Annotated in this window: 16 protein-coding genes; 9 read left to right on the top strand and 7 right to left on the bottom strand. The window is 53.0% G+C overall.

Annotated features, from left to right (window positions below; all coding sequences use genetic code 11):
• Positions 1-283: 283 nt before the first annotated feature.
• Positions 284-3,601, top strand: a complete 3,318-nt coding sequence (locus FEK66_RS11955) for a diguanylate cyclase (RefSeq protein ID WP_135494456.1) — start codon at positions 284-286, stop codon at positions 3,599-3,601.
• Positions 3,602-3,697: 96 nt separating this feature from the next.
• Here FEK66_RS11955 and alkA read toward each other — a convergent pair whose 3' ends face one another.
• The gene (gene alkA / locus FEK66_RS11950) at positions 3,698-4,546 is read right to left on the bottom strand and encodes a DNA-3-methyladenine glycosylase 2 (RefSeq protein WP_135494458.1); all 849 of its coding nucleotides are present in this window, start codon (positions 4,544-4,546) and stop codon (positions 3,698-3,700) included.
• Between the two features lie 133 nt (positions 4,547-4,679).
• On the opposite strand from alkA, the gene yegD reads away from it, so the two are divergent.
• Positions 4,680-6,032 carry a molecular chaperone gene (gene yegD, locus FEK66_RS11945; protein WP_135404966.1) on the top strand — a complete coding sequence of 451 codons (1,353 nt, stop codon included), beginning with the start codon at positions 4,680-4,682 and terminating at the stop codon, positions 6,030-6,032.
• Positions 6,033-6,044: 12 nt separating this feature from the next.
• Here yegD and yegI read toward each other — a convergent pair whose 3' ends face one another.
• Positions 6,045-7,991 (bottom strand): protein kinase YegI, encoded by a 1,947-nt coding sequence (gene yegI, locus FEK66_RS11940; protein ID WP_135494460.1) that lies wholly within the window; start codon positions 7,989-7,991, stop codon positions 6,045-6,047.
• A 200-nt stretch (positions 7,992-8,191) separates the two neighbouring features.
• Between yegI and FEK66_RS11935 the strand changes: the two genes are divergently transcribed.
• Entirely contained in the window at positions 8,192-8,653 is a 462-nt protein-coding gene (locus FEK66_RS11935; RefSeq protein WP_130260020.1) for a DUF2314 domain-containing protein, read from the top strand.
• A 64-nt stretch (positions 8,654-8,717) separates the two neighbouring features.
• Here FEK66_RS11935 and FEK66_RS11930 read toward each other — a convergent pair whose 3' ends face one another.
• From FEK66_RS11930 to FEK66_RS11910, 5 genes are all read right to left on the bottom strand, one after another.
• Positions 8,718-9,479, bottom strand: coding sequence for a PP2C family serine/threonine-protein phosphatase (locus tag FEK66_RS11930; protein WP_135494462.1), 762 nt, complete (start codon positions 9,477-9,479; stop codon positions 8,718-8,720).
• On the bottom strand, positions 9,476-10,135 hold the full coding sequence (locus FEK66_RS11925; protein WP_000003189.1) for a VWA domain-containing protein: 660 nt from the start codon (positions 10,133-10,135) through the stop codon (positions 9,476-9,478). The genes FEK66_RS11930 and FEK66_RS11925 overlap by 4 nt, the downstream gene beginning before the upstream one ends.
• 220 nt (positions 10,136-10,355) lie before the next feature.
• Positions 10,356-10,415, bottom strand: a complete 60-nt coding sequence (gene ibsA / locus FEK66_RS11920; protein WP_010723109.1) for a type I toxin-antitoxin system toxin IbsA — start codon at positions 10,413-10,415, stop codon at positions 10,356-10,358.
• Positions 10,416-10,687: 272 nt separating this feature from the next.
• Complete coding sequence (locus tag FEK66_RS11915) at positions 10,688-10,744, bottom strand: type I toxin-antitoxin system Ibs family toxin (protein ID WP_001386899.1); 57 nt, start codon at positions 10,742-10,744, stop codon at positions 10,688-10,690.
• Positions 10,745-11,015: 271 nt separating this feature from the next.
• Positions 11,016-11,072 (bottom strand): type I toxin-antitoxin system Ibs family toxin, encoded by a 57-nt coding sequence (locus tag FEK66_RS11910; protein WP_012767742.1) that lies wholly within the window; start codon positions 11,070-11,072, stop codon positions 11,016-11,018.
• Between the two features lie 279 nt (positions 11,073-11,351).
• Here FEK66_RS11910 and mdtA point away from each other — a divergent pair, with 279 nt between their 5' ends.
• Genes mdtA through baeR form a run of 6 tightly spaced genes read left to right on the top strand, consistent with a single transcriptional unit; the run spans position 11,352 to position 22,334 of the window.
• Positions 11,352-12,599 (top strand): multidrug efflux RND transporter subunit MdtA, encoded by a 1,248-nt coding sequence (gene mdtA / locus FEK66_RS11905; RefSeq protein WP_135494464.1) that lies wholly within the window; start codon positions 11,352-11,354, stop codon positions 12,597-12,599.
• Positions 12,599-15,721: a multidrug efflux RND transporter permease subunit MdtB gene (gene mdtB / locus FEK66_RS11900; protein ID WP_135494466.1), complete on the top strand. Its 3,123-nt coding sequence runs from the start codon at positions 12,599-12,601 to the stop codon at positions 15,719-15,721. The genes mdtA and mdtB overlap by 1 nt, the downstream gene beginning before the upstream one ends.
• Entirely contained in the window at positions 15,722-18,799 is a 3,078-nt protein-coding gene (gene mdtC, locus FEK66_RS11895) for a multidrug efflux RND transporter permease subunit MdtC (protein ID WP_135494468.1), read from the top strand.
• Positions 18,800-20,215, top strand: coding sequence for an MFS transporter (locus tag FEK66_RS11890; RefSeq protein ID WP_135407301.1), 1,416 nt, complete (start codon positions 18,800-18,802; stop codon positions 20,213-20,215). It abuts the gene before it with no gap.
• Positions 20,212-21,615 (top strand): two-component system sensor histidine kinase BaeS, encoded by a 1,404-nt coding sequence (baeS, locus tag FEK66_RS11885; RefSeq protein WP_135407303.1) that lies wholly within the window; start codon positions 20,212-20,214, stop codon positions 21,613-21,615. Before FEK66_RS11890 ends, baeS begins: the two co-directional genes overlap by 4 nt.
• Positions 21,612-22,334 carry a two-component system response regulator BaeR gene (gene baeR / locus FEK66_RS11880; RefSeq protein WP_130206968.1) on the top strand — a complete coding sequence of 241 codons (723 nt, stop codon included), beginning with the start codon at positions 21,612-21,614 and terminating at the stop codon, positions 22,332-22,334. Before baeS ends, baeR begins: the two co-directional genes overlap by 4 nt.
• Positions 22,335-22,465 lie beyond the last annotated feature (131 nt).

The raw sequence follows: 22,465 nt of genomic DNA, 5'->3' as shown, positions 1-22,465 counted from the left end.
GGGGGCGCCGAAGCGCCAAACGCGGCAATTATAGGGATTTCATCCGCGTGATACCAGTCGAATAGCGTTGCCTTGCTCTCAGAGTTAATTGTTGACGATCAATTCCCTGATGCAAATTTAATTGCTCAGTTATGACGCAAGGTGAAAAATGTTATGCATAGTTGCGCAAATCATCCGCCATTACGTCACTTTATGAGCAATTTGCATATAAAATGTAAAACTTTTGTACTAGCATAAACACAGATACTAATACTGACGGCCTGGCCATGCGGAAAGAGCGGTAATGAGTAAACCATCACAGCGTGTTTTAATTACCTTGCCTCATCCTCTGCTTCACCTCGTCAGTTTAGGTTTAGTCTCGTTTATCTTTACCCTTTTCTCGCTTGAGCTTTCGCAATTTGGCACTCAGCTTGCGCCGCTATGGTTCCCTACTTCCATTATGATGGTGGCGTTTTACCGCCATGCCGGACGCATGTGGCCTGGTATCGCGTTAGCCTGCTCACTGGGCAACATAGCCGCATCCGTGCTGCTCTTTTCCACCAGTTCGCTCAATATGACCTGGACGGCTATCAACATTATTGAAGCCGTCGTGGGCGCAATGCTGCTGCGAAAATTATTACCGTGGTATAACCCGCTACAAAATCTAGCTGACTGGCTTCGTCTTGCATTTGGCAGCGCCATCGTTCCACCTCTGTTGGGGGGCGTTCTGGTTGTCCTGCTGACACCCGGAGACGATCCTCTCAGGGCATTTTTGATATGGGTACTTTCAGAATCCATCGGCGCCCTGGCGCTGGTACCGCTGGGCCTGTTGTTTAAACCGCATTATCTATTACGCCATCGTAACCCACGACTGTTGTTTGAAACGCTGCTGACGTTAGCGATCACATTGACATTAAGCTGGCTTTCGATGCTGTACCTGCCGTGGCCTTTTACTTTCATTATTGTGCTGCTGATGTGGAGCGCCGTGCGCCTGCCACGAATGGAAGCCTTTTTGATCTTCCTCACGACAGTGATGATGGTGTCGTTAATGATGGCTGCCGATCCCACCCTGCTTGCCACGCCGCGAGCGTACCTGATGAGCCATATGCCGTGGCTGCCATTTTTGCTGATTCTGCTTCCCGCCAACATCATGACCATGGTGATGTACGCCTTCCGCGCGGAACGTAAGCATATTTCCGAAAGCGAAACCCGCTTTCGGAACGCCATGGAATATTCTGCTATCGGCATGGCGTTAGTGGGTACTGAGGGACAATGGCTGCAAAGCAACAAAGCCCTGTGCCAGTTTCTCGGCTACAGCCAGGAAGAACTGCGTGCTCTCAGCTTTCAGCAGCTGACCTGGCCGGAAGACCTCAATAAAGATCTGCAACACGTTGAGAAGTTGATTAGCGGTGAAATCAATACCTACTCGATGGAGAAACGCTACTACAACCGCCACGGCGACGTAGTTTGGGCGCTGCTTGCCGTCTCACTGGTACGCCACACCGATGGCACGCCACTCTACTTCATTGCGCAGATAGAAGACATTAACGAGCTAAAACGCACCGAGCAGGTGAATAAGCAACTGATGGAACGCATCACGCTGGCTAACGAAGCGGGCGGGATTGGTATCTGGGAATGGGAGTTGAAGCCGGATATTTTCAGTTGGGATAAGCGGATGTTTGAACTTTACGAAATTTCCCCGCAAATCAAACCAAACTGGCAGGTTTGGTATGACTGCGTGCTGCCGGAAGATCGAGAACACACCGAGAAAGTCATCCGCGATTCGTTGCAGGCTCGCTTGCCTTTTAAACTGGAATTTCGCATTACGGTAAAAGACGGTATTCGTCATATCCGCGCACTCGCCAATCGGGTTCTGAATAAAGAAGGTGAAGTCGAACGCCTGCTTGGCATCAATATGGATATGACAGAAGTAAAACAGCTCAACGAGGCGCTGTTCCAGGAAAAAGAACGTCTGCATATCACCCTGGACTCTATCGGTGAAGCTGTGGTCTGTATTGATATGGCGATGAAAATCACCTTTATGAATCCAGTCGCTGAAAAAATGAGCGGCTGGAAGCAAGAAGAGGCGTTGGGTGTTCCGCTGCTAACGGTATTGCATCTTACAACTGGTGACACTGGGCCGTTAATTGAGAACATTTACAGTGCCGACACCTCTCGTTCTGCTATTGAACAGGACGTAGTTCTCCACTGCCGTAGCGGTGGCAGCTATGACGTTCATTACAGTATTACGCCGTTAAGCACCCTGGATGGTAGCAGCATTGGTTCGGTACTGGTGATTCAGGACGTCACCGAAGCACGCAAAATGCTACGTCAGCTTAGCTATAGCGCCTCTCACGATGCCCTGACGCATCTGGCGAACCGTGCAAGTTTTGAGAAACAACTGCGAATACTGCTGCAAACCGTTCACAGTACGCATCAGCAACATGCACTGGTATTTATCGATCTTGATCGCTTTAAAGCAGTAAATGACAGCGCCGGGCATGCGGCCGGCGATGCTTTGCTGCGCGAACTGTCTTCGTTGATGCTGAGTATGCTGCGCTCCAGCGATCTACTGGCACGACTCGGTGGTGATGAATTTGGTCTGTTACTGCCAGACTGTAATGTCGAAAGTGCTCGTTTTATCGCGACGCGCATTATCAATGCGATTAATGATTATCACTTTATGTGGGAAGGTCGGTTACATCGGGTAGGAGCAAGCGCCGGGATGACGTTAATAAACGACAGTAATCACCAGGCAGCAGAAGTTATGTCCCAGGCCGATATCGCCTGTTATGCTTCGAAAAATGGTGGTCGTGGTCAGGTCACAGTTTATGAACCACAGCAGGCAACTGCACATAATGAACGGACAGTGATGTCGCTCGATGAACAGTGGCGGATGACTAAAGAGAATCCGCTTATGATGATTGCCCACGGCATCGCTTCTCCACGAATCACGGAAACGCGTAATTTGTGGTTGATTTCGCTTAAGCTCTGGAGCAGCAAAGGCGAGTTGATTGATGAACAGGCATTCCGCCGTAGCTTCAGCGATCCGGCACTCAGCCACGCGCTTGACCGCCGGGTATTACGTGAATTTTTCCAACAAACAGCAAAAGCGGTTGCCAATAAAGGTTTAAGCATCGCCCTCCCCCTTTCCGTTGCGGGGCTAGGCAGCGTCACTCTGGTAGACGAATTGCTTGAGCAACTGGAACAAAGTTCATTACCACCACGGTTGTTCCATTTGGTAATTCCGGCAGAAGCAATTTTCGACCACGGACTGGCTGTGCAAAAACTGCGGCTGGCCGGCTGCCGGATCGTACTCAGCCAGGTAGGGCGCGACCTACAAATATTCAATATGCTCAAAGCAAATATGACGGATTATCTACTGCTTGACGCCGAGTTATGCGCCAGCGTACAGGGCAATTTAATGGATGAGATGCTGATTTCGATTATCCAGGGGCATGCCCAGCGCTTGGGTGTGAAAACCATCGCTGGGCCAGTAGCGTTGCCATTGGTATTGGATACGCTTTCTGACATTGGTGTTGATCTGATTTATGGCGATGTCATTGCCGAGAGCCAGCCTCTGGATTTGCTGGTTAATAGCAGTTATTTCGCGATTAATTGAGGGAGCATTTCCCCATCGCCTGATGCAACGCTAACGCGTTTTATCAGGCCTACAATTCGTCCGTTCCGTAGGCCGCGCCGCATCCGGCGACCAGCGTCATACTTCTTCTGGTTGCCAGCCTTCCGTATACCAGATATGCAACAGCGCATAAGAACGCCAGGGCTTCCAGCGTTCGGCATAACGGCGGATTTGTGCCGGTGTCATTCCTGGAAATCGCTGTTTAATCAAATAATCATCCGGCAGAAAAACATCTTTCGCTTGCCAGCCACGCAATGCGAAATAATTCGCCGTCCATCGCCCAACGCCAGGATATGTTTGCAGCGTTTTCATCGCTTGTTCTACGTCGTCCGGAATTGTCATCGGTAAGGTGCCATCCAGTGCTGCATTGGCTAAATGAATCAGTGCCTCTGCCCGTTTCAACGGCATACCCAACGCTTTTAATGCCTGCGGGTCTGCAGCTGCCAGCCGCTGAGGCGTGGGGAAGCAGACATAATCCGGAAAATCATCCAGCCGTTCGCCATAAAGCTGTGCCACTTTGGCGGTCAATTTTGCCGCCATCGCCACGCTCACCAGTTGGCCTAAAATCGCCCGCACGCCCTGCTCAAAAGCATCAACACAGCCGGGTAAACGCAATCCGGGCCGGGCCGCGCCTAACTCGCCCAACGCCTCGTTCACAATCTGCGGGTTACATTGCAGATCAAATAAGCGGCTCATTTTCGCCAGGCACTCAGCGGCAACGGATTCTAAACCTGCACTTAAATTTATGTGCAGAGTATGGCGGGCTATATCCGGAATAGCAGTCACCACGCCGCGATATTCGCCCACCGCCAGACTACGGGCATAATAATCGTCAGCGATCGTTTCCACACTGCTCACCGCACGGGCGGCGAGAAATCCCAACATCCACGACCAGTCATACGGCGGCTGCCAGTTCAGGGTATACATCGCATCTCCTTATTCATCCGCTTTCAGCATAAACGTTATTCAGACGCTGCGCTTTGCTTTCATATTCCGGTTGTCGCGACGGCAACATTTCGCTAAAGTCACGCCCCTTCTTCACCGGCATGGGGATTATTTCGTGTTTATTGGTTTTGATTACGGTACAGCAAACTGTTCAGTGGCGGTCATGCGCGACGGTAAACCGCAATTACTGAAAATGGAAAACGACAGCACGTTGCTGCCTTCAATGCTTTGCGCGCCAACGCGTGAAGCGGTTAGCGAATGGCTGTACCGCCATCATGATGTTCCGGCAGACGACGATGAAACGCAGGCGCTGTTACGTCGGGCGATTCGTTATAACCGCGAAGAAGATATCGATGTTACGGCGAAAAGCGTGCAGTTCGGTCTTTCCTCTCTGGCACAGTACATTGATGATCCGGAAGAAGTGTGGTTTGTAAAATCACCAAAATCGTTCCTCGGTGCCAGCGGCTTAAAACCGCAGCAGGTAGCGCTGTTTGAGGATCTGGTCTGCGCAATGATGTTGCACATTCGCCAGCAGGCGCAGGCGCAGCTGCCAGAAGCGATTACTCAGGCGGTGATTGGTCGCCCGATCAACTTCCAGGGTCTGGGCGGCGATGAAGCAAACACCCAGGCGCAAGGGATTCTGGAACGCGCAGCGAAGCGTGCCGGGTTTAAGGATGTGGTATTCCAGTACGAGCCGGTCGCGGCTGGGCTGGATTACGAAGCCACCTTACAGGAAGAAAAACGGGTGCTGGTGGTGGATATCGGCGGTGGTACGACTGACTGTTCATTGCTGCTGATGGGGCCGCAGTGGCGTTCACGTCTCGATCGTGAAGCCAGCCTGCTGGGTCACAGTGGTTGTCGTATTGGCGGTAACGATCTGGATATCGCACTGGCGTTTAAAAACCTGATGCCGTTACTGGGCATGGGTGGCGAAACCGAAAAAGGCATCGCCCTGCCGATTCTGCCGTGGTGGAATGCGGTTGCCATCAACGACGTACCTGCGCAAAGTGATTTCTACAGTAGTGCCAACGGTCGCCTGCTTAACGATCTGGTACGCGATGCCCGCGAACCGGAAAAAGTGGCCCTGTTACAGAAAGTCTGGCGTCAGCGTTTAAGCTATCGCCTGGTGCGCAGCGCGGAAGAGAGCAAAATTGCGCTTTCCAGCGCAGCGGAAACCCGCGCCTCACTGCCGTTTATCAGCGACGAACTGGCTACGCTGATTAGCCAGCAGGGTCTGGAAAGCGCCCTCAGCCAACCACTGGCGCGGATTCTGGAACAGGTGCAACTGGCGCTGGATAACGCCCAGGAAAAACCGGATGTCATCTATCTGACCGGCGGTAGCGCCCGTTCCCCGCTGATTAAAAAAGCGCTGGCAGAACAGTTGCCGGGCATTCCAATTGCCGGCGGCGATGACTTTGGCTCCGTCACCGCCGGGCTGGCACGCTGGGCGGAAGTGGTGTTTCGTTAATTGAAAAATGGCTCAGCAACGGCTTAAATCAGCCTGCGCCTGAGCCAGTTTTTCTGCCGCCTGACGTAACGGTTCCATCAACGGCATGGTCCGTGCAGAGGCATGGAGATGGAATCGCTGCAACTCTGTCGCGCCCTCTGTCAATGCGGCTTCCAGCCGATGTCGTTTGGCGGCCATTTTTGCCATTACCGCTTGTCTGTCTGCTGGCATTACCGCTTCATTCGGCCTGAACACAAAACGGCGTTCGCAACTCGCTTTCCAGTCGATAACTGCCTGGGTCAGATGATCACCAAACCCTTTCACTTGCTTAACGCCACGACGGGTAACATCTGCCGCCGTTTCAATACCAAAGGACCGTAACGCCGCTTTACGCGCAGGGCCAACGCCGGGAATAGAGGCAACATCAATAAAAAATCCCTCCAGAAACTTCTGCTTCTGCCGTTCCCTTGCGGTGTCCTGAAGTGCTGCCAGATCGCACTTTTCTTCTTCCGGTAACCCCAGAATTTCGTCCTTCATTTTTTCGAGCATCGTCCGTTTGGCGATAAAACCTTCCAGTCCGCCCAACTGTTGGATCTGGCTGACTAAATGGTCATAATCCATTTTCGCACGATTAAAAGCCTCACGGCGTTGCTGGATTTCTGCTTTGTACGCTTTGCTTGTCAGACTGCCAATAATCCAGATAGCCGCCAGCACCGGAACCAAAATAATATAACGCGGTTCTGCCTGAAGGCCGCAAAGCAGTAGAGATAACGCTGACAGTGCGATCTCAATCAGAATGATGTATTCGCGCCGTAACAGGCCTAAAGGAAGCGGCCTGCCCGCAGGTTGGAAATGAGCGGGTAATGGTAACTTTAGCGGTGGCGGTGCTACTGACGACGTTACCATCGCCCAGACTTTCGCCAGCACAAAATCACCACCGGTGGTAATGACCTCTTCGCCGAGATCAATAAAATAGATAACGCCTTGATTATCCAGCGTACACCACGGGCAGTCGGTCAAATGAGCGGGGTAAACATGCATTGCCGAAACGGGACATTTCTTTAACTGTTGGCGTAGGGAATCAAGTGCCGCTACCCACGCTTTAGCCGTCGGACGCCCGGTTTCTACGCCACTTTCCGTGAATGCCTGCTGAAACATGGCTTCAACATCACTCGGTAACATCGATAGCGGAATAGATCGTGGCGGCGGTTTTAAACCACGTCGCTGATTATCTGACGCGTAGGCATAACGGAAATGGGCAATATCCGTCTCCAGCACATTACCCGCTTCAGAGATAAGCGGTACACCAGAATAAGGATGCCGCCCACCAAACAAGACGTGAAAAATCAGCAACGCAAGGCCAAAATTATCGTGATTCGCGGTGCGTTCAAAGCCGACAAATGATGGCAAGGTTTGTAGCTCTGGCGGCGTAAAATGCGACACGCCGACTTCGCATAAATGCAGTGTGCCATTGGCGTTAATCTGAAAGGAATCACTATCGATCAACACCACTTTGCTGTCACGGCCTACCATAAAGCTGTTCTGGTTTACGTCACCCACGACGTGCCCGTGCTCGTGAACCGTAGCAAAAGATGAAGCAATATTGCGCGCAACATAGAGTAGAAAATCCCACGCACAATGAGGGTAACTCTGGCGGCGATGTGCCGGGCTATAGATCATATGAATCGGTTCTTTACCAGAAACTTTTGGCATCATAAAACCGATAACTTTTCCGCCTCGTCCACCGTGAAGCGTTGCCTGCGGCCAGGCGACATAATTCAGCAACTGCGCGTCAGCTGTCGCAGCCATAAAGGCAAGTTTGTCCTGTTTTAAGGCGGGTGGCGGTGTGTGATAAATCTTGGCGACGCTATCGACAAACTCCTCGATATCATAAACCGCGCCTTCACCACCTTTGCCCAGTTCACGGCCAAGAGTGGTCAATTCACCTGTCGATGTAAATACTTTTATATTTGTCTTCATAATATTTCGCAGGTAGCTATATTATATTTTAATGATTAACGATAACTAACCATTAAAGATATTTCTATGTAAGTGAGTTCGGTTCAAGAATAAAAAGGATAATGCACTTTTATCAGGATACAATTCAATTCCAACCTGATAATGATTAAGTCCCATAGGTTTTTGCTAACTTTTACTACACAGAGATTCTGGAGAAAAAAATGAAAAAGATATTACTTATGTTGAGCCTGCTATTTTTTACTACCGCAGGCTATTGTGAAGTTTCGGATACGTTAGTGACGGGAGGTTATGATAAACAAGCGATGTCTGACGCGATTAAACATGCGCGGAAAGAAACCGATCAATTCATCGAGGTTATGAATAAAAAAGATGCAGATTCTTACGCGGTTAAAGCACCGATAACCGATCACGGAAGAACCGAGCATTTCTGGCTAACAGAGATCTCTTATGCTGACGGTATGTTTACTGGAATAATAAACAATGACCCCGGTATTGTTACAAACGTAGAATATGGCCAGGAGTGGAAAATAAAGAAAGAAGATATTTCAGACTGGATGTATACCCGTGGGGATAAAATTTACGGTGGTTATACCATTGATCCTTTATTGGTCACCTATCCAAAAGAAGAAGCCGACGAGCTAAGAGCAAAATTAGTTCGCTAATCAGCCGTTATATTGATTGCTTAAACTGGCGGTTGATCTGTTGACTTCAACCGCCATGCGATGTTCATTCTGTCCACAGTGCCAGTGCTAACGTTTTATCATCATCGGTACGCTCATTTACCGCCGGGCTGGACAAAAACTGCTTTAACAATTCAGGTAATAAATCGAGTTGTTCCCGCGTTGCTGACGCCAGTCCATTGAAAAACGGGGTAAAGAAAGGCACGTGCGGAGAATTATCCAGCATATTTAACGCCAGTCGCTGGATACCATCCGTAAATGCTGCAACTTTATGCGCATGCTCAGTGCTGGTGAAAGTTTCCAGTCTGGAAACGGCATCTTCATCGGTAATGAAGTGCGTCATATTGGCATATTCACCTACCATCGGCGTGAGAGGCAGTTGCAGACCATGCCCAAAATCTACCACCACGCCGCCATCGCCAATCTGCATAATCAAGGTGCCATTAGCCGATGAAATCAATCCCAAAAACGTGCAGGCAAAATCGCGAACCGCTAATTCTTTGGCTTCCGCCTCGGCAAAAAGTCGCTGACGAATGGTCAGCACAATATCCGTTGCGAGGACATCATTGAGCCCCAATTCCCCGCCCTGCACTTTTTGCGACATATAAGCCATCGCTTCATTGACGGCGAGCATCGCGCCTTCGCCCCCCTGCGAGACGCTGCCTGCACCATCAGCAAGAAACATCACCAGTAATGGTTGCTGGTCGTTTAACCAGGCAGCCTGCATCTGGCAGGCATCCTGACAAGGCAAATCAGCGCTGATGTGCGACGTTCCGACGGCTGATGCATAGACCAGACGCCAACTCACACTGACGTCCAGCCTTTTGGTGCTTCCAGTACAACTTCCGTTCCCGGCGTGGAGCGGGAAACCGAACGTAACGAACTGGATAACCAGCTAAACAGTTCACGGAATTGTAATCCCTGCAATGGCAAAGGCTGACGGACGCTGATTTGTGCCAGGGTCTTCATATCCGCCCCCTGAACACCGATGGTAAAGAAGGCAAACTTTTTATCTTCTTCCCCCTGAAACACTTTGTTGGCGGCAGCCTGCCACTCATCGGTTGGTGCGCCATCGGTGATCAGGAAAATCCACGGACGATAATACGAAATGCCATTGGCGCGGTACTCACGTTTCCGCTCTTCAACCATATCCAGGGCTTTGGTAATGGCGGCGCCCATTGGCGTATCGCCCTGAGCAAACAGGATAGGTGGGAAAAAATTAGCGGCGCTGGTAAAGGGTTGTTCCACATGCACCGGGCCGAACGTCACAATGCCGAGTTCCACTCTTTTTAAAGCCAGCGAATCGGCAAGCAGCTCATCGCGAAAGGTAACCAATCCGGCGTTAAGTTCATTAATGGGTCTGCCGCTCATCGAGCCAGAAACATCCAGCAGCAAAATGCAGGGGCAACGTGGTTCCGGGTTACTGGCAAAATCGCTGGTAGCAAACGTGATTTGTTCGCTCATAAGAGGTCCTTTCTTAGAGAGTTATTGAGGTCCGGTATCATACCGACTGCAATAATGAAATAAGAGCAAACGAAGACATTTTCAGAATTAGGCCCGGTGGCGCAGATAATTTTGCTATTCGCCTCGCAAGAACGGAGAGCCGTCGATTGACACTAAGGGCGGAGTGACATAATTTCAGGAGTGAGGGTTAGGGAGAGGTTTCCCCCTCCCCCTGGTGTTCTTAGTAAGCCTGGAAGCTAATCACTAAGAGTATCACCAGTATGATGACGTGCTTCATCATAACCCTTTCCTTATTAAAAGCCCTCTTCTCCGGGAGAGGGTTTCCCGTTTCAGCGTCCCGCTGAAATCGTCGGCTTACCTCCTTTCGCCCTGTATGCAGTCTATCGCTGACTTGCGGATAAAATAGTTTCCTCTGTGATTATTGCGTAACGACTCGCAAAGAATATTTGCTGGCAGGATCGCAGACTACAAAGCCTGCGGATTGACAATCTTATCGTGAAGGCATACTTTCAGGAGTGAGGGTAGAGCGGGGTTTCCCCCGCCCTGGTAGTCTTAGTAAGCGGGGAAGCTTATGACTAAGAGCACCACGATGATGAGTAGCTTCATCATGACCCTTTCCTTATTTAAGGCCCCTTCCTCGGGAGGGGCTTTCCCGTTTCAGCGTCCCGCTGAAATCGTCGGCTTACATCCTTTCGCCATGCACGTAGTCTATCGCTAACGCGTGAACAAAATAGTTTCACCCGTGATTATTGCGTAACGTCTCGCAAAGAATATTTGCTGGCAGGATCGCAGACTGCAAAGCCTGCAGATTGACAATCTTATCGTGAAGGCATACTTTCAGGAGTGAGGGTAGAGCGGGGTTTCCCCCGCCCTGGTAGTCTTAGTATGCTGGGTAGCTAATCACTAAGAGCACCACGATGATGAGTATCTTCATCATGACCCTTTCCTTATTTAAGGCCCCTTCCTCGGGAGGGGCTTTCCCGTTTCAGCATCCCGCTGAAATCTTCGGGTTACCTCCTTATTGCCATGTACGCAGTCTATCGCTAACCTGCGAATAAAATAGTTTCCTGTGTCATTACTGGATGCATGCTCGCAAAGCGCACCGTCATTCAGACGATTCCCGAAACTGTTTCATAATTCCTCCATTTTTCGCCCTTATTGGCTGGCTACACTAGTATCATTCCGCGAAACGTTTCAGGAAGAGAAACTCTTAACGATGAAAGGCAGTTATAAATCCCGTTGGGTAATCGTAATCGTGGTGGTTATCGCCGCCATCGCCGCATTCTGGTTCTGGCAAGGCCGCAATGAATCCCAGAGCGCAGCACCAGGTGCGACGAAACAAGCGCAACATCCACCTGCGAGTGGTCGCCGTGGTATGCGTTCCGGCCCATTAGCCCCGGTTCAGGCGGCGACCGCCGTAGAACAGGCAGTTCCGCGTTACCTTACCGGGCTTGGCACTATTACCGCTGCTAACACCGTTACGGTGCGCAGTCGCGTAGATGGTCAACTGATGGCGTTACATTTCCAGGAAGGCCAGCAGGTCAAAGCAGGCGATTTGCTGGCAGAAATTGACCCCAGCCAGTTCAAAGTTGCATTAGCACAAGCCCAGGGCCAACTGGCAAAAGATAAAGCCACGCTTGCCAACGCCCGCCGTGACCTGGCGCGTTATCAACAACTGGCAAAAACTAATCTCGTCTCCCGCCAGGAGCTGGATGCTCAACAGGCGCTGGTCAGTGAAACCGAAGGCACCATTAAGGCTGATGAAGCGAGCGTCGCCAGCGCACAACTACAACTCGACTGGAGCCGCATCACCGCGCCAGTCGATGGTCGCGTTGGCCTGAAGCAGGTTGATGTTGGTAACCAAATCTCCAGTGGCGACACCACCGGGATTGTGGTGATCACCCAGACGCATCCTATCGATTTAGTCTTTACCCTGCCGGAAAGCGATATCGCTACCGTTGTGCAGGCACAAAAAGCCGGAAAACCACTGGTGGTTGAAGCCTGGGATCGCACTAACTCGAAGAAATTAAGTGAAGGCACGCTGTTAAGTCTCGATAACCAAATCGATGCCACTACCGGCACGATTAAAGTGAAAGCACGCTTTAATAATCAGGATGATGCGCTGTTTCCCAATCAGTTTGTTAACGCGCGCATGTTAGTCGACACCGAACAAAACGCCGTGGTGATCCCCACCGCCGCCCTGCAAATGGGCAACGAAGGCCATTTTGTCTGGGTACTGAATAGCGAAAATAAAGTCAGCAAACATCTGGTGACACCGGGCATTCAGGACAGTCAGAAAGTGGTGATCCGCGCAGGTATTTCTGCAGGCGATCACGTAGTGACGGACGGTATTGATCGCCTGACCGAAGGAGCGAAAGTGGAAGTGGTGGAAGCCCAGAGCGCCACCGCACCGGAAGAGAAAGCCACCAGCCGCGTATACGCGAAAAAAGGAGCGCGCTCCTGATGCAGGTGTTACCCCCGAGCAGCACAGGCGGCCCGTCGCGCCTGTTTATTATGCGTCCTGTCGCCACCACGCTGCTGATGGTGGCGATCTTACTCGCCGGGATTATCGGTTATCGCGCCCTGCCCGTTTCGGCACTGCCGGAAGTGGATTATCCGACTATTCAGGTGGTCACCCTCTACCCTGGCGCCAGCCCGGATGTCATGACCTCCGCCGTTACCGCGCCGCTCGAACGCCAGTTTGGGCAGATGTCCGGCCTGAAACAGATGTCGTCGCAAAGTTCCGGCGGTGCGTCAGTTATCACTTTGCAGTTCCAGCTAACATTACCGCTGGATGTCGCCGAGCAGGAAGTGCAGGCCGCGATTAACGCCGCCACTAACCTGTTGCCGAGCGATCTGCCTAACCCGCCGGTTTACAGCAAAGTGAACCCAGCAGATCCGCCGATCATGACGCTCGCCGTCACCTCAACCGCCATGCCGATGACGCAAGTGGAAGATATGGTGGAAACCCGCGTCGCGCAGAAAATCTCGCAGATTTCCGGCGTCGGGCTGGTGACACTTTCCGGCGGTCAGCGTCCGGCCGTTCGCGTCAAACTTAACGCCCAGGCGATTGCCGCACTCGGTCTGACCAGCGAAACCGTGCGCACCGCCATTACCGGCGCTAACGTCAACTCGGCTAAAGGTAGCCTTGATGGCCCTTCCCGCGCGGTCACGCTTTCCGCGAACGACCAGATGCAATCCGCCGAAGAGTATCGCCTGCTAATCATCGCCTACCAGAACGGCGCGCCGATTCGTCTTGGCGATGTCGCAACCGTAGAGCAAGGTGCTGAAAACAGCTGGCTCGGCGCGTGGGCGAACAAAGAACAGGCCATCGTGATGAATGTTCAGCGCCAGCCCGGTGCTAACATTATCTCCACCGCCGACAGCATCCGGCAGATGCTGCCACAGCTCACCGAGAGTTTGCCGAAATCGGTGAAGGTGACGGTACTTTCTGACCGTACCACCAATATCCGTGCATCGGTCGACGATACCCAGTTTGAGCTGATGATGGCTATCGCGCTGGTAGTAATGATTATCTACCTGTTTTTGCGCAATATTCCGGCGACCATCATTCCCGGCGTCGCAGTGCCGCTGTCGTTAATCGGCACCTTCGCGGTCATAGTGTTTCTCGATTTTTCAATCAATAACCTGACGTTGATGGCGTTAACTATCGCCACCGGATTCGTGGTCGATGACGCCATCGTGGTGATCGAAAACATTTCCCGCTATATCGAAAAAGGTGAAAAACCGTTGGCAGCGGCGCTCAAGGGCGCGGGTGAAATCGGCTTTACCATTATCTCGCTGACCTTCTCACTGATTGCGGTGTTGATCCCACTGCTGTTTATGGGCGATATCGTCGGGCGACTGTTCCGCGAATTTGCCATTACTCTGGCAGTCGCGATTTTGATCTCAGCCGTGGTGTCGCTGACCCTGACACCGATGATGTGCGCGCGGATGCTCAGCCAGGAGTCGCTGCGTAAACAGAACCGCTTCTCCCGTGCCTCGGAAAAAATGTTCGACAGGATAATCGCCGCCTATGGACGTGGACTGGCGAAAGTGCTGAATCATCCGTGGCTGACCTTAAGCGTGGCGCTCAGCACGCTGCTGCTTAGCGTTCTATTGTGGGTGTTCATTCCGAAAGGCTTCTTCCCGGTACAGGACAACGGCATTATTCAGGGCACTTTGCAGGCGCCACAATCCAGCTCCTTTGCCAATATGGCCCAGCGGCAACGCCAGGTCGCGGACGTGATTTTGCAGGACCCGGCAGTGCAAAGCCTGACCTCATTTGTTGGTGTTGATGGCACTAACCCGTCGCTGAACAGTGCGCGTTTACAGATCAACCTCAAACCGTTGGATGAACGTGATGATCGGGTGCAAAAAGTCATCGCCCGTCTGCAAACGGCGGTAGATAAAGTGCCGGGCGTCGATCTCTTCCTGCAACCAACGCAGGACCTGACCATCGATACTCAGGTCAGCCGCACCCAGTACCAGTTTACCTTGCAGGCCACGTCACTGGATGCGCTCAGTACCTGGGTGCCACAGTTGATGGAAAAACTCCAGCAACTACCACAGCTTTCTGATGTCTCCAGCGACTGGCAGGACAAAGGGCTGGTGGCGTATGTCAATGTTGATCGCGACAGCGCCAGCCGTCTGGGGATCAGCATGGCGGACGTCGATAACGCCTTGTACAACGCGTTTGGTCAGCGACTGATTTCCACTATTTATACTCAGGCTAACCAGTATCGCGTGGTGCTGGAGCACAACACCGAAAATACTCCTGGGATTGCGGCGCTGGATACTATTCGCCTGACCAGCAGCGACGGTGGCGTAGTGCCGCTAAGCTCAATTGCCAAAATTGAGCAGCGTTTTGCCCCGCTCTCCATCAACCATCTGGATCAGTTCCCGGTAACGACCATCTCCTTTAACGTGCCGGATAACTATTCGTTGGGCGATGCGGTGCAGGCGATTATGGACACCGAAAAGACGCTGAATCTGCCAGTGGATATCACCACGCAGTTCCAGGGCAGCACCCTCGCCTTCCAGTCGGCGCTGGGCAGCACTGTCTGGCTGATTGTCGCAGCGGTGGTGGCGATGTATATCGTGCTCGGCATTCTGTACGAGAGCTTTATTCACCCCATCACTATTCTCTCGACGCTACCCACCGCAGGGGTCGGCGCACTGCTGGCGTTAATGATTGCCGGTAGCGAACTGGATGTGATTGCGATTATCGGCATTATTTTGCTGATCGGTATCGTGAAGAAGAACGCCATCATGATGATCGACTTCGCGCTGGCTGCCGAGCGCGAGCAAGGCATGTCGCCGCGCGATGCTATTTACCAGGCTTGTCTGTTGCGTTTTCGTCCGATCCTGATGACCACCCTGGCGGCTCTGCTTGGCGCGCTGCCGCTGATGTTGAGTACCGGGGTCGGTGCGGAACTACGTCGTCCTTTAGGCATCGGTATGGTCGGCGGTCTGGTTGTCAGCCAGGTGCTGACGCTGTTTACCACGCCGGTGATTTATCTGCTGTTCGACCGCCTGGCATTGTGGACCAAAAGCCGCTTTGCCCATCATGAAGAGGAGGCGTAAGTGAAGTTTTTTGCCCTCTTCATTTACCGCCCGGTGGCGACGATTTTACTGTCGGTTGCCATTACCCTGTGCGGCATTCTGGGCTTCCGTATGCTGCCGGTCGCCCCGCTGCCGCAGGTTGATTTTCCGGTGATTATGGTCAGCGCCTCGCTGCCCGGTGCATCGCCAGAGACAATGGCGTCTTCCGTTGCCACGCCACTGGAACGTTCGCTTGGGCGCATTGCCGGAGTCAGTGAAATGACCTCCAGCAGTTCGCTCGGCAGCACACGCATTATTTTGCAGTTTGATTTTGACCGGGATATCAACGGCGCGGCGCGTGATGTGCAGGCGGCAATCAACGCCGCGCAAAGTTTGCTGCCCAGCGGGATGCCAAGCCGTCCGACCTATCGCAAAGCGAACCCGTCGGATGCGCCAATTATGATCCTGACGCTAACCTCCGATACTTATTCGCAAGGTGAACTGTACGATTTCGCCTCAACACAGCTTGCCCCGACGATTGCGCAAATCGACGGTGTCGGTGATGTCGATGTCGGTGGCAGCTCGCTGCCCGCCGTGCGCGTCGGGCTGAATCCGCAGGCGCTGTTTAATCAGGGCGTCTCGCTGGACGACGTACGCTCCGCCATCAGCAATGCCAACGTGCGTAAACCGCAGGGGGCGCTGGAAGATGATACTCATCGCTGGCAGATCCAGACCAACGATGAACTGAAAACCGCCGCCGAATATCAGCCGTTGATTATTCATTACAACAACGGCGGCGCGGTTCGTCTGGGCGATGTGGCGACGGTGACGGATTCAGTGCAGGATGTGCGCAACGCCGGGATGACCAACGCCAAACCGGCTATTTTGCTGATGATCCGCAAACTGCCAGAAGCCAATATTATCCAGACGGTAGACAGCATCCGGGCGAAATTACCGGAGTTGCAGGAAACCATTCCGGCGGCAATTGATCTGCAAATTGCCCAGGATCGCTCCCCCACCATTCGCGCCTCGCTGGAAGAAGTCGAGCAAACGCTAATTATCTCGGTGGCGCTGGTGATTCTGGTGGTGTTTTTATTCCTGCGCTCGGGTCGCGCCACTATTATTCCCGCCGTTGCGGTGCCAGTTTCGCTGATTGGTACGTTTGCGGCGATGTACCTGTGCGGATTCAGTCTCAATAACCTTTCGTTAATGGCGCTCACCATTGCTACTGGTTTCGTGGTGGATGACGCCATCGTGGTGCTGGAAAACATTGCCCGCCATCTGGAAGCGGGGATGAAACCACTACAGGCCGCGCTACAAGGTACTCGCGAAGTCGGTTTTACGGTGCTGTCGATGAGTCTGTCACTGGTGGCGGTGTTCCTGCCGCTGCTGTTGATGGGCGGATTGCCGGGCCGCCTGTTACGCGAGTTTGCCGTGACGCTTTCTGTCGCCATTGCTATTTCGTTGCTGGTTTCCCTGACGCTAACGCCGATGATGTGCGGCTGGATGCTGAAAGCGAGCAAGCCGCGTGAGCAAAAGCGACTGCGTGGTTTTGGTCGCATGTTGGTAGCCCTGCAACAAGGCTACGGCAAGTCGCTGAAATGGGTGCTCAATCATACCCGTCTGGTGGGCGTGGTGCTGCTTGGCACCATTGCGCTGAATATCTGGCTATATATCTCGATTCCGAAAACCTTCTTCCCTGAGCAGGACACCGGCGTACTGATGGGCGGGATTCAGGCTGACCAAAGTATTTCGTTTCAGGCGATGCGCGGCAAATTGCAGGACTTCATGAAAATTATTCGTGACGATCCGGCAGTGGATAATGTCACCGGCTTTACCGGCGGTTCGCGAGTGAACAGCGGGATGATGTTTATCACCCTCAAGCCACGCGACGAACGCAGCGAAACGGCGCAGCAAATTATCGACCGTCTGCGCGTGAAGCTCGCAAAAGAGCCAGGAGCGAATCTGTTCCTGATGGCGGTACAGGATATTCGCGTTGGCGGACGTCAGTCGAACGCCAGTTACCAGTACACGTTGCTGTCCGACGACCTGGCGGCACTGCGCGAATGGGAGCCGAAAATCCGCAAAAAACTGGCAACGTTGCCGGAACTGGCGGACGTGAACTCCGACCAGCAGGACAACGGCGCGGAGATGAATCTGGTTTACGACCGCGACACCATGGCGCGGCTGGGAATCGACGTGCAGGCTGCCAACAGCCTGCTGAATAACGCCTTCGGTCAGCGACAAATCTCGACCATTTACCAGCCGATGAACCAATACAAAGTGGTTATGGAAGTTGATCCGCGCTATACCCAGGACATCAGTGCGCTGGAAAAAATGTTCGTTATCAATAACGAAGGCAAAGCGATCCCGCTGTCGTATTTCGCTAAATGGCAACCGGCGAACGCGCCATTGTCGGTGAATCATCAAGGATTATCGGCAGCCTCGACCATCTCGTTCAACCTGCCGACCGGGAAATCGCTCTCGGACGCCAGTGCGGCGATCGACCGAGCAATGACCCAGCTTGGTGTGCCTTCGACGGTGCGCGGCAGTTTTGCCGGAACAGCGCAGGTGTTCCAGGAGACGATGAACTCGCAAGTGATCCTGATTATCGCAGCGATCGCCACGGTGTATATCGTACTGGGGATGCTGTATGAGAGTTACGTACATCCGCTGACGATTCTCTCCACATTGCCTTCGGCGGGCGTCGGGGCGCTGCTGGCGCTGGAGCTGTTCAATGCCCCATTCAGCCTAATCGCCCTGATAGGGATCATGCTATTAATCGGCATCGTGAAGAAAAACGCCATTATGATGGTCGATTTTGCGCTTGAAGCCCAACGGCACGGTAACCTGACGCCGCAGGAAGCTATTTTCCAGGCCTGTCTGCTGCGTTTTCGCCCGATTATGATGACCACCCTGGCAGCACTGTTTGGCGCGCTGCCGCTGGTATTGTCGGGCGGTGACGGCTCGGAGCTGCGGCAACCCCTGGGGATCACCATTGTCGGCGGTCTGGTAATGAGTCAGCTCCTGACGCTGTATACCACGCCGGTGGTATATCTCTTTTTCGACCGTCTGCGGCTGCGTTTTTCGCGTAAACCTAAACAAACGGTAACCGAGTAAATGACAGATCTTCCCGACAGCACCCGCTGGCAATTGTGGATTGTGGCTTTCGGCTTCTTTATGCAGTCGCTGGACACCACCATCGTTAACACCGCCCTTCCCTCAATGGCGCAAAGCCTCGGGGAAAGCCCGCTGCATATGCACATGGTCATTGTCTCTTATGTGCTGACCGTGGCGGTGATGCTACCCGCCAGCGGCTGGCTGGCGGATAAAATCGGCGTGCGCAATATTTTCTTTACCGCCATCGTGTTGTTTACCCTCGGTTCACTGTTTTGCGCGCTTTCCGGCACGCTGAACGAACTGTTGCTGGCACGCGCGTTACAGGGCGTTGGCGGTGCGATGATGGTGCCGGTCGGCAGGTTGACGGTGATGAAAATCGTACCGCGCGAGCAATATATGGCGGCGATGACCTTTGTTACGCTGCCCGGGCAAGTCGGCCCACTGCTTGGCCCGGCGCTCGGCGGTTTGCTGGTGGAATACGCATCGTGGCACTGGATCTTTTTGATCAACATTCCAGTAGGAATTATCGGTGCGATCGCCACGCTGATGTTAATGCCGAACTACACCATGCAGACGCGGCGCTTCGATCTCTCCGGCTTTCTGTTGCTGGCGGTTGGCATGGCGGTATTAACGCTGGCGCTGGACGGCAGTAAAGGTACAGGACTGTCGCCGCTAACCATCGCCGGACTGGTGGCGGTTGGCGTGGTGGCACTGGTGCTTTATCTGCTACACGCCAGAAATAACCACCGAGCTCTTTTCAGTCTGAAACTGTTCCGCACTCGTACCTTTTCGCTGGGCCTGGCGGGGAGCTTTGCCGGACGCATCGGTAGCGGCATGTTGCCCTTTATGACGCCGGTTTTCCTGCAAATTGGCCTTGGTTTCTCACCGTTTCATGCCGGATTGATGATGATCCCGATGGTACTCGGCAGCATGGGGATGAAGCGAATTGTGGTGCAGGTGGTGAATCGCTTTGGTTATCGTCGGGTGCTGGTGGCGACCACGCTGGGTCTGTCGCTGGTCACCCTGTTGTTTATGACCACCGCGCTGCTGGGCTGGTACTACGTTTTGCCGTTCGTCCTGTTTTTACAAGGAATGGTCAACTCGACGCGTTTCTCCTCCATGAACACCCTGACGCTGAAAGATCTCCCGGACAATCTGGCGAGCAGTGGCAACAGCCTGCTGTCGATGATTATGCAATTGTCGATGAGTATCGGCGTCACCATCGCCGGGCTGTTGCTGGGACTTTTTGGTTCGCAGCATGTCAGCGTCGACAGCGGCACCACACAAACTGTCTTTATGTACACCTGGCTTAGTATGGCGTTTCTTATCGCCCTTCCGGCGTTCATCTTTGCCAGAGTGCCGAACGATACGCATCAAAATGTAGCTATTTCGCGGCGCAAAAGGAGCACTGAATGAAGTTCTGGCGGCCCGGCATTACCGGCAAACTGTTTCTGGCGATCTTCGCCACCTGCATCGTCTTGCTGATCACGATGCACTGGGCGGTACGTATTAGTTTTGAGCGTGGTTTTATTGATTACATCAAGCATGGCAATGAGCAACGGCTGCAAATGCTTGGCGACGCGCTTGGCGAGCAATACGCCCAGCACGGTAACTGGCGTTTTCTGCGTAATAACGATCGCTTCGTATTTCAGATCCTGCGTTCGCTTGAACACGATAGCAACGACGATAAGCCCGGCCCCGGTATGCCACCACACGGCTGGCGTACCCAGTTCTGGGTGGTCGATCAAAATAACAAAGTGCTGGTTGGCCCACGCGCCCCCATTCCACCGGACGGTACACGGCGACCTATTCTGGTCAATGGTGTGGAAGTCGGCGCGGTGATCGCTTCCCCCGTTGAACGCCTGACGCGCAATACCGATATCAATTTTGATAAGCAACAGCGGCAAACCAGCTGGCTGATTGTGGCTTTATCTACTTTATTGGCGGCGCTAGCGACATTTCCACTGGCACGCGGTTTGCTGGCTCCGGTAAAACGGTTAGTTGACGGCACGCACAAACTGGCGGCGGGCGATTTCACCACTCGCGTGACGCCCACCAGCGAAGATGAACTGGGGAAACTGGCACAAGACTTCAACCAGCTTGCCAGCACGCTGGAGAAAAACCAGCAAATGCGCCGCGATTTTATGGCCGATATTTCTCACGAACTGCGTACGCCATTAGCGGTGCTGCGCGGTGAACTGGAAGCCATTCAGGATGGCGTGCGTAAATTCACGCCGGAGACGGTGGCGTCTTTACAGGCGGAGGTCGGCACACTGACCAAACTGGTTGACGATCTCCATCAGTTGTCGATGTCTGATGAGGGCGCTCTCGCCTACCAAAAAGCACCGGTAGATTTGATCCCACTGCTGGAAGTGGCGGGCGGCGCATTTCGCGAACGATTCGCCAGCCGTGGCCTGAAACTGCAATTTTCCCTGCCAGACAGCATTACCGTATTTGGCGATCGCGACCGTTTAATGCAGTTGTTCAATAATTTACTGGAAAACAGCCTGCGCTACACCGACAGCGGCGGCAGCCTGCAAATCTCTGCCGAGCAGCACGATAAAACGGTGCGCCTGACCTTTGCCGACAGCGCGCCGGGCGTCAGTGATGATCAGCTGCAAAAACTGTTTGAGCGTTTTTATCGCACCGAAGGTTCCCGCAACCGTGCCAGCGGCGGTTCCGGGCTGGGGCTGGCGATTTGCCTGAACATTGTTGAAGCGCATAATGGCCGCATTGTTGCCGCCCATTCGCCTTTTGGCGGGGTAAGCATTACAGTAGAGTTACCGCTGGAACGGGATTTACAGAGAGAAGTATGACCGAGTTACCTATCGACGAAAACACGCCGCGTATTTTGATCGTGGAAGATGAACCCAAGCTGGGGCAGTTGCTCATTGATTATCTGCGTGCCGCGAGCTACGCGCCAATACTTATCAGCCACGGCGATCAGGTACTGCCGTACGTGCGCCAGACGCCGCCGGATCTGATCCTGTTGGATCTGATGCTCCCAGGCACCGATGGTCTGACGCTGTGCCGGGAAATTCGTCGTTTTTCCGATGTCCCAATTGTGATGGTGACGGCGAAAATCGAAGAGATCGATCGCCTGCTGGGGCTGGAAATTGGTGCTGATGACTATATCTGCAAGCCGTACAGCCCGCGTGAAGTAGTGGCGCGCGTCAAAACCATTTTGCGCCGCTGCAAACCGCAGCGCGAGTTGCAGCAACAGGATGCCGAAAATCCGTTGATTATCGACGAAGGTCGTTTTCAGGCTTCATGGCGTGGCAAAATGCTTGACCTGACGCCTGCGGAATTTCGTCTGCTGAAAACGCTCTCCCATGAACCGGGTAAAGTATTCTCCCGCGAACAATTGCTCAATCATCTTTACGACGACTACCGCGTGGTAACTGACCGAACTATCGACAGCCACATTAAAAACCTGCGCCGCAAACTGGAATCTCTCGACGCCGAACAGTCATTTATCCGCGCCGTTTACGGCGTCGGTTACCGTTGGGAAGCTGACGCCTGCCGTATTGTTTAGCCTGTTCCTTTTAATGGCAGTCTCAGACTACAACGCGTACCGTTCCGTCGCCCACTGAGTATTATTACCCTCTCTGAAAAAGAGAGGGATAAAGCCGTGCTCGTATTCAGATTTCAGCATATTTATCAGTA

This window comes from Escherichia sp. E1130 (genome assembly GCF_005781065.1).
GTDB lineage: Bacteria > Pseudomonadota > Gammaproteobacteria > Enterobacterales > Enterobacteriaceae > Escherichia.
This window is presented reverse-complemented; position numbering and strand designations above follow the sequence as displayed.

Coding starts and splice junctions, on each gene's coding strand:
- FEK66_RS11955 (WP_135494456.1), top strand. CDS start 284: ATGAGTAAACCATCACAGCGTGTTTTAATTACCTTGCCTCATCCTCTG.
- alkA (WP_135494458.1), bottom strand. CDS start 4,546: ATGTATACCCTGAACTGGCAGCCGCCGTATGACTGGTCGTGGATGTTG.
- yegI (WP_135494460.1), bottom strand. CDS start 7,991: ATGAAGACAAATATAAAAGTATTTACATCGACAGGTGAATTGACCACT.
- FEK66_RS11935 (WP_130260020.1), top strand. CDS start 8,192: ATGAAAAAGATATTACTTATGTTGAGCCTGCTATTTTTTACTACCGCA.
- FEK66_RS11925 (WP_000003189.1), bottom strand. CDS start 10,135: ATGAGCGAACAAATCACGTTTGCTACCAGCGATTTTGCCAGTAACCCG.
- mdtA (WP_135494464.1), top strand. CDS start 11,352: ATGAAAGGCAGTTATAAATCCCGTTGGGTAATCGTAATCGTGGTGGTT.
- mdtB (WP_135494466.1), top strand. CDS start 12,599: ATGCAGGTGTTACCCCCGAGCAGCACAGGCGGCCCGTCGCGCCTGTTT.
- FEK66_RS11890 (WP_135407301.1), top strand. CDS start 18,800: ATGACAGATCTTCCCGACAGCACCCGCTGGCAATTGTGGATTGTGGCT.
- baeS (WP_135407303.1), top strand. CDS start 20,212: ATGAAGTTCTGGCGGCCCGGCATTACCGGCAAACTGTTTCTGGCGATC.
- baeR (WP_130206968.1), top strand. CDS start 21,612: ATGACCGAGTTACCTATCGACGAAAACACGCCGCGTATTTTGATCGTG.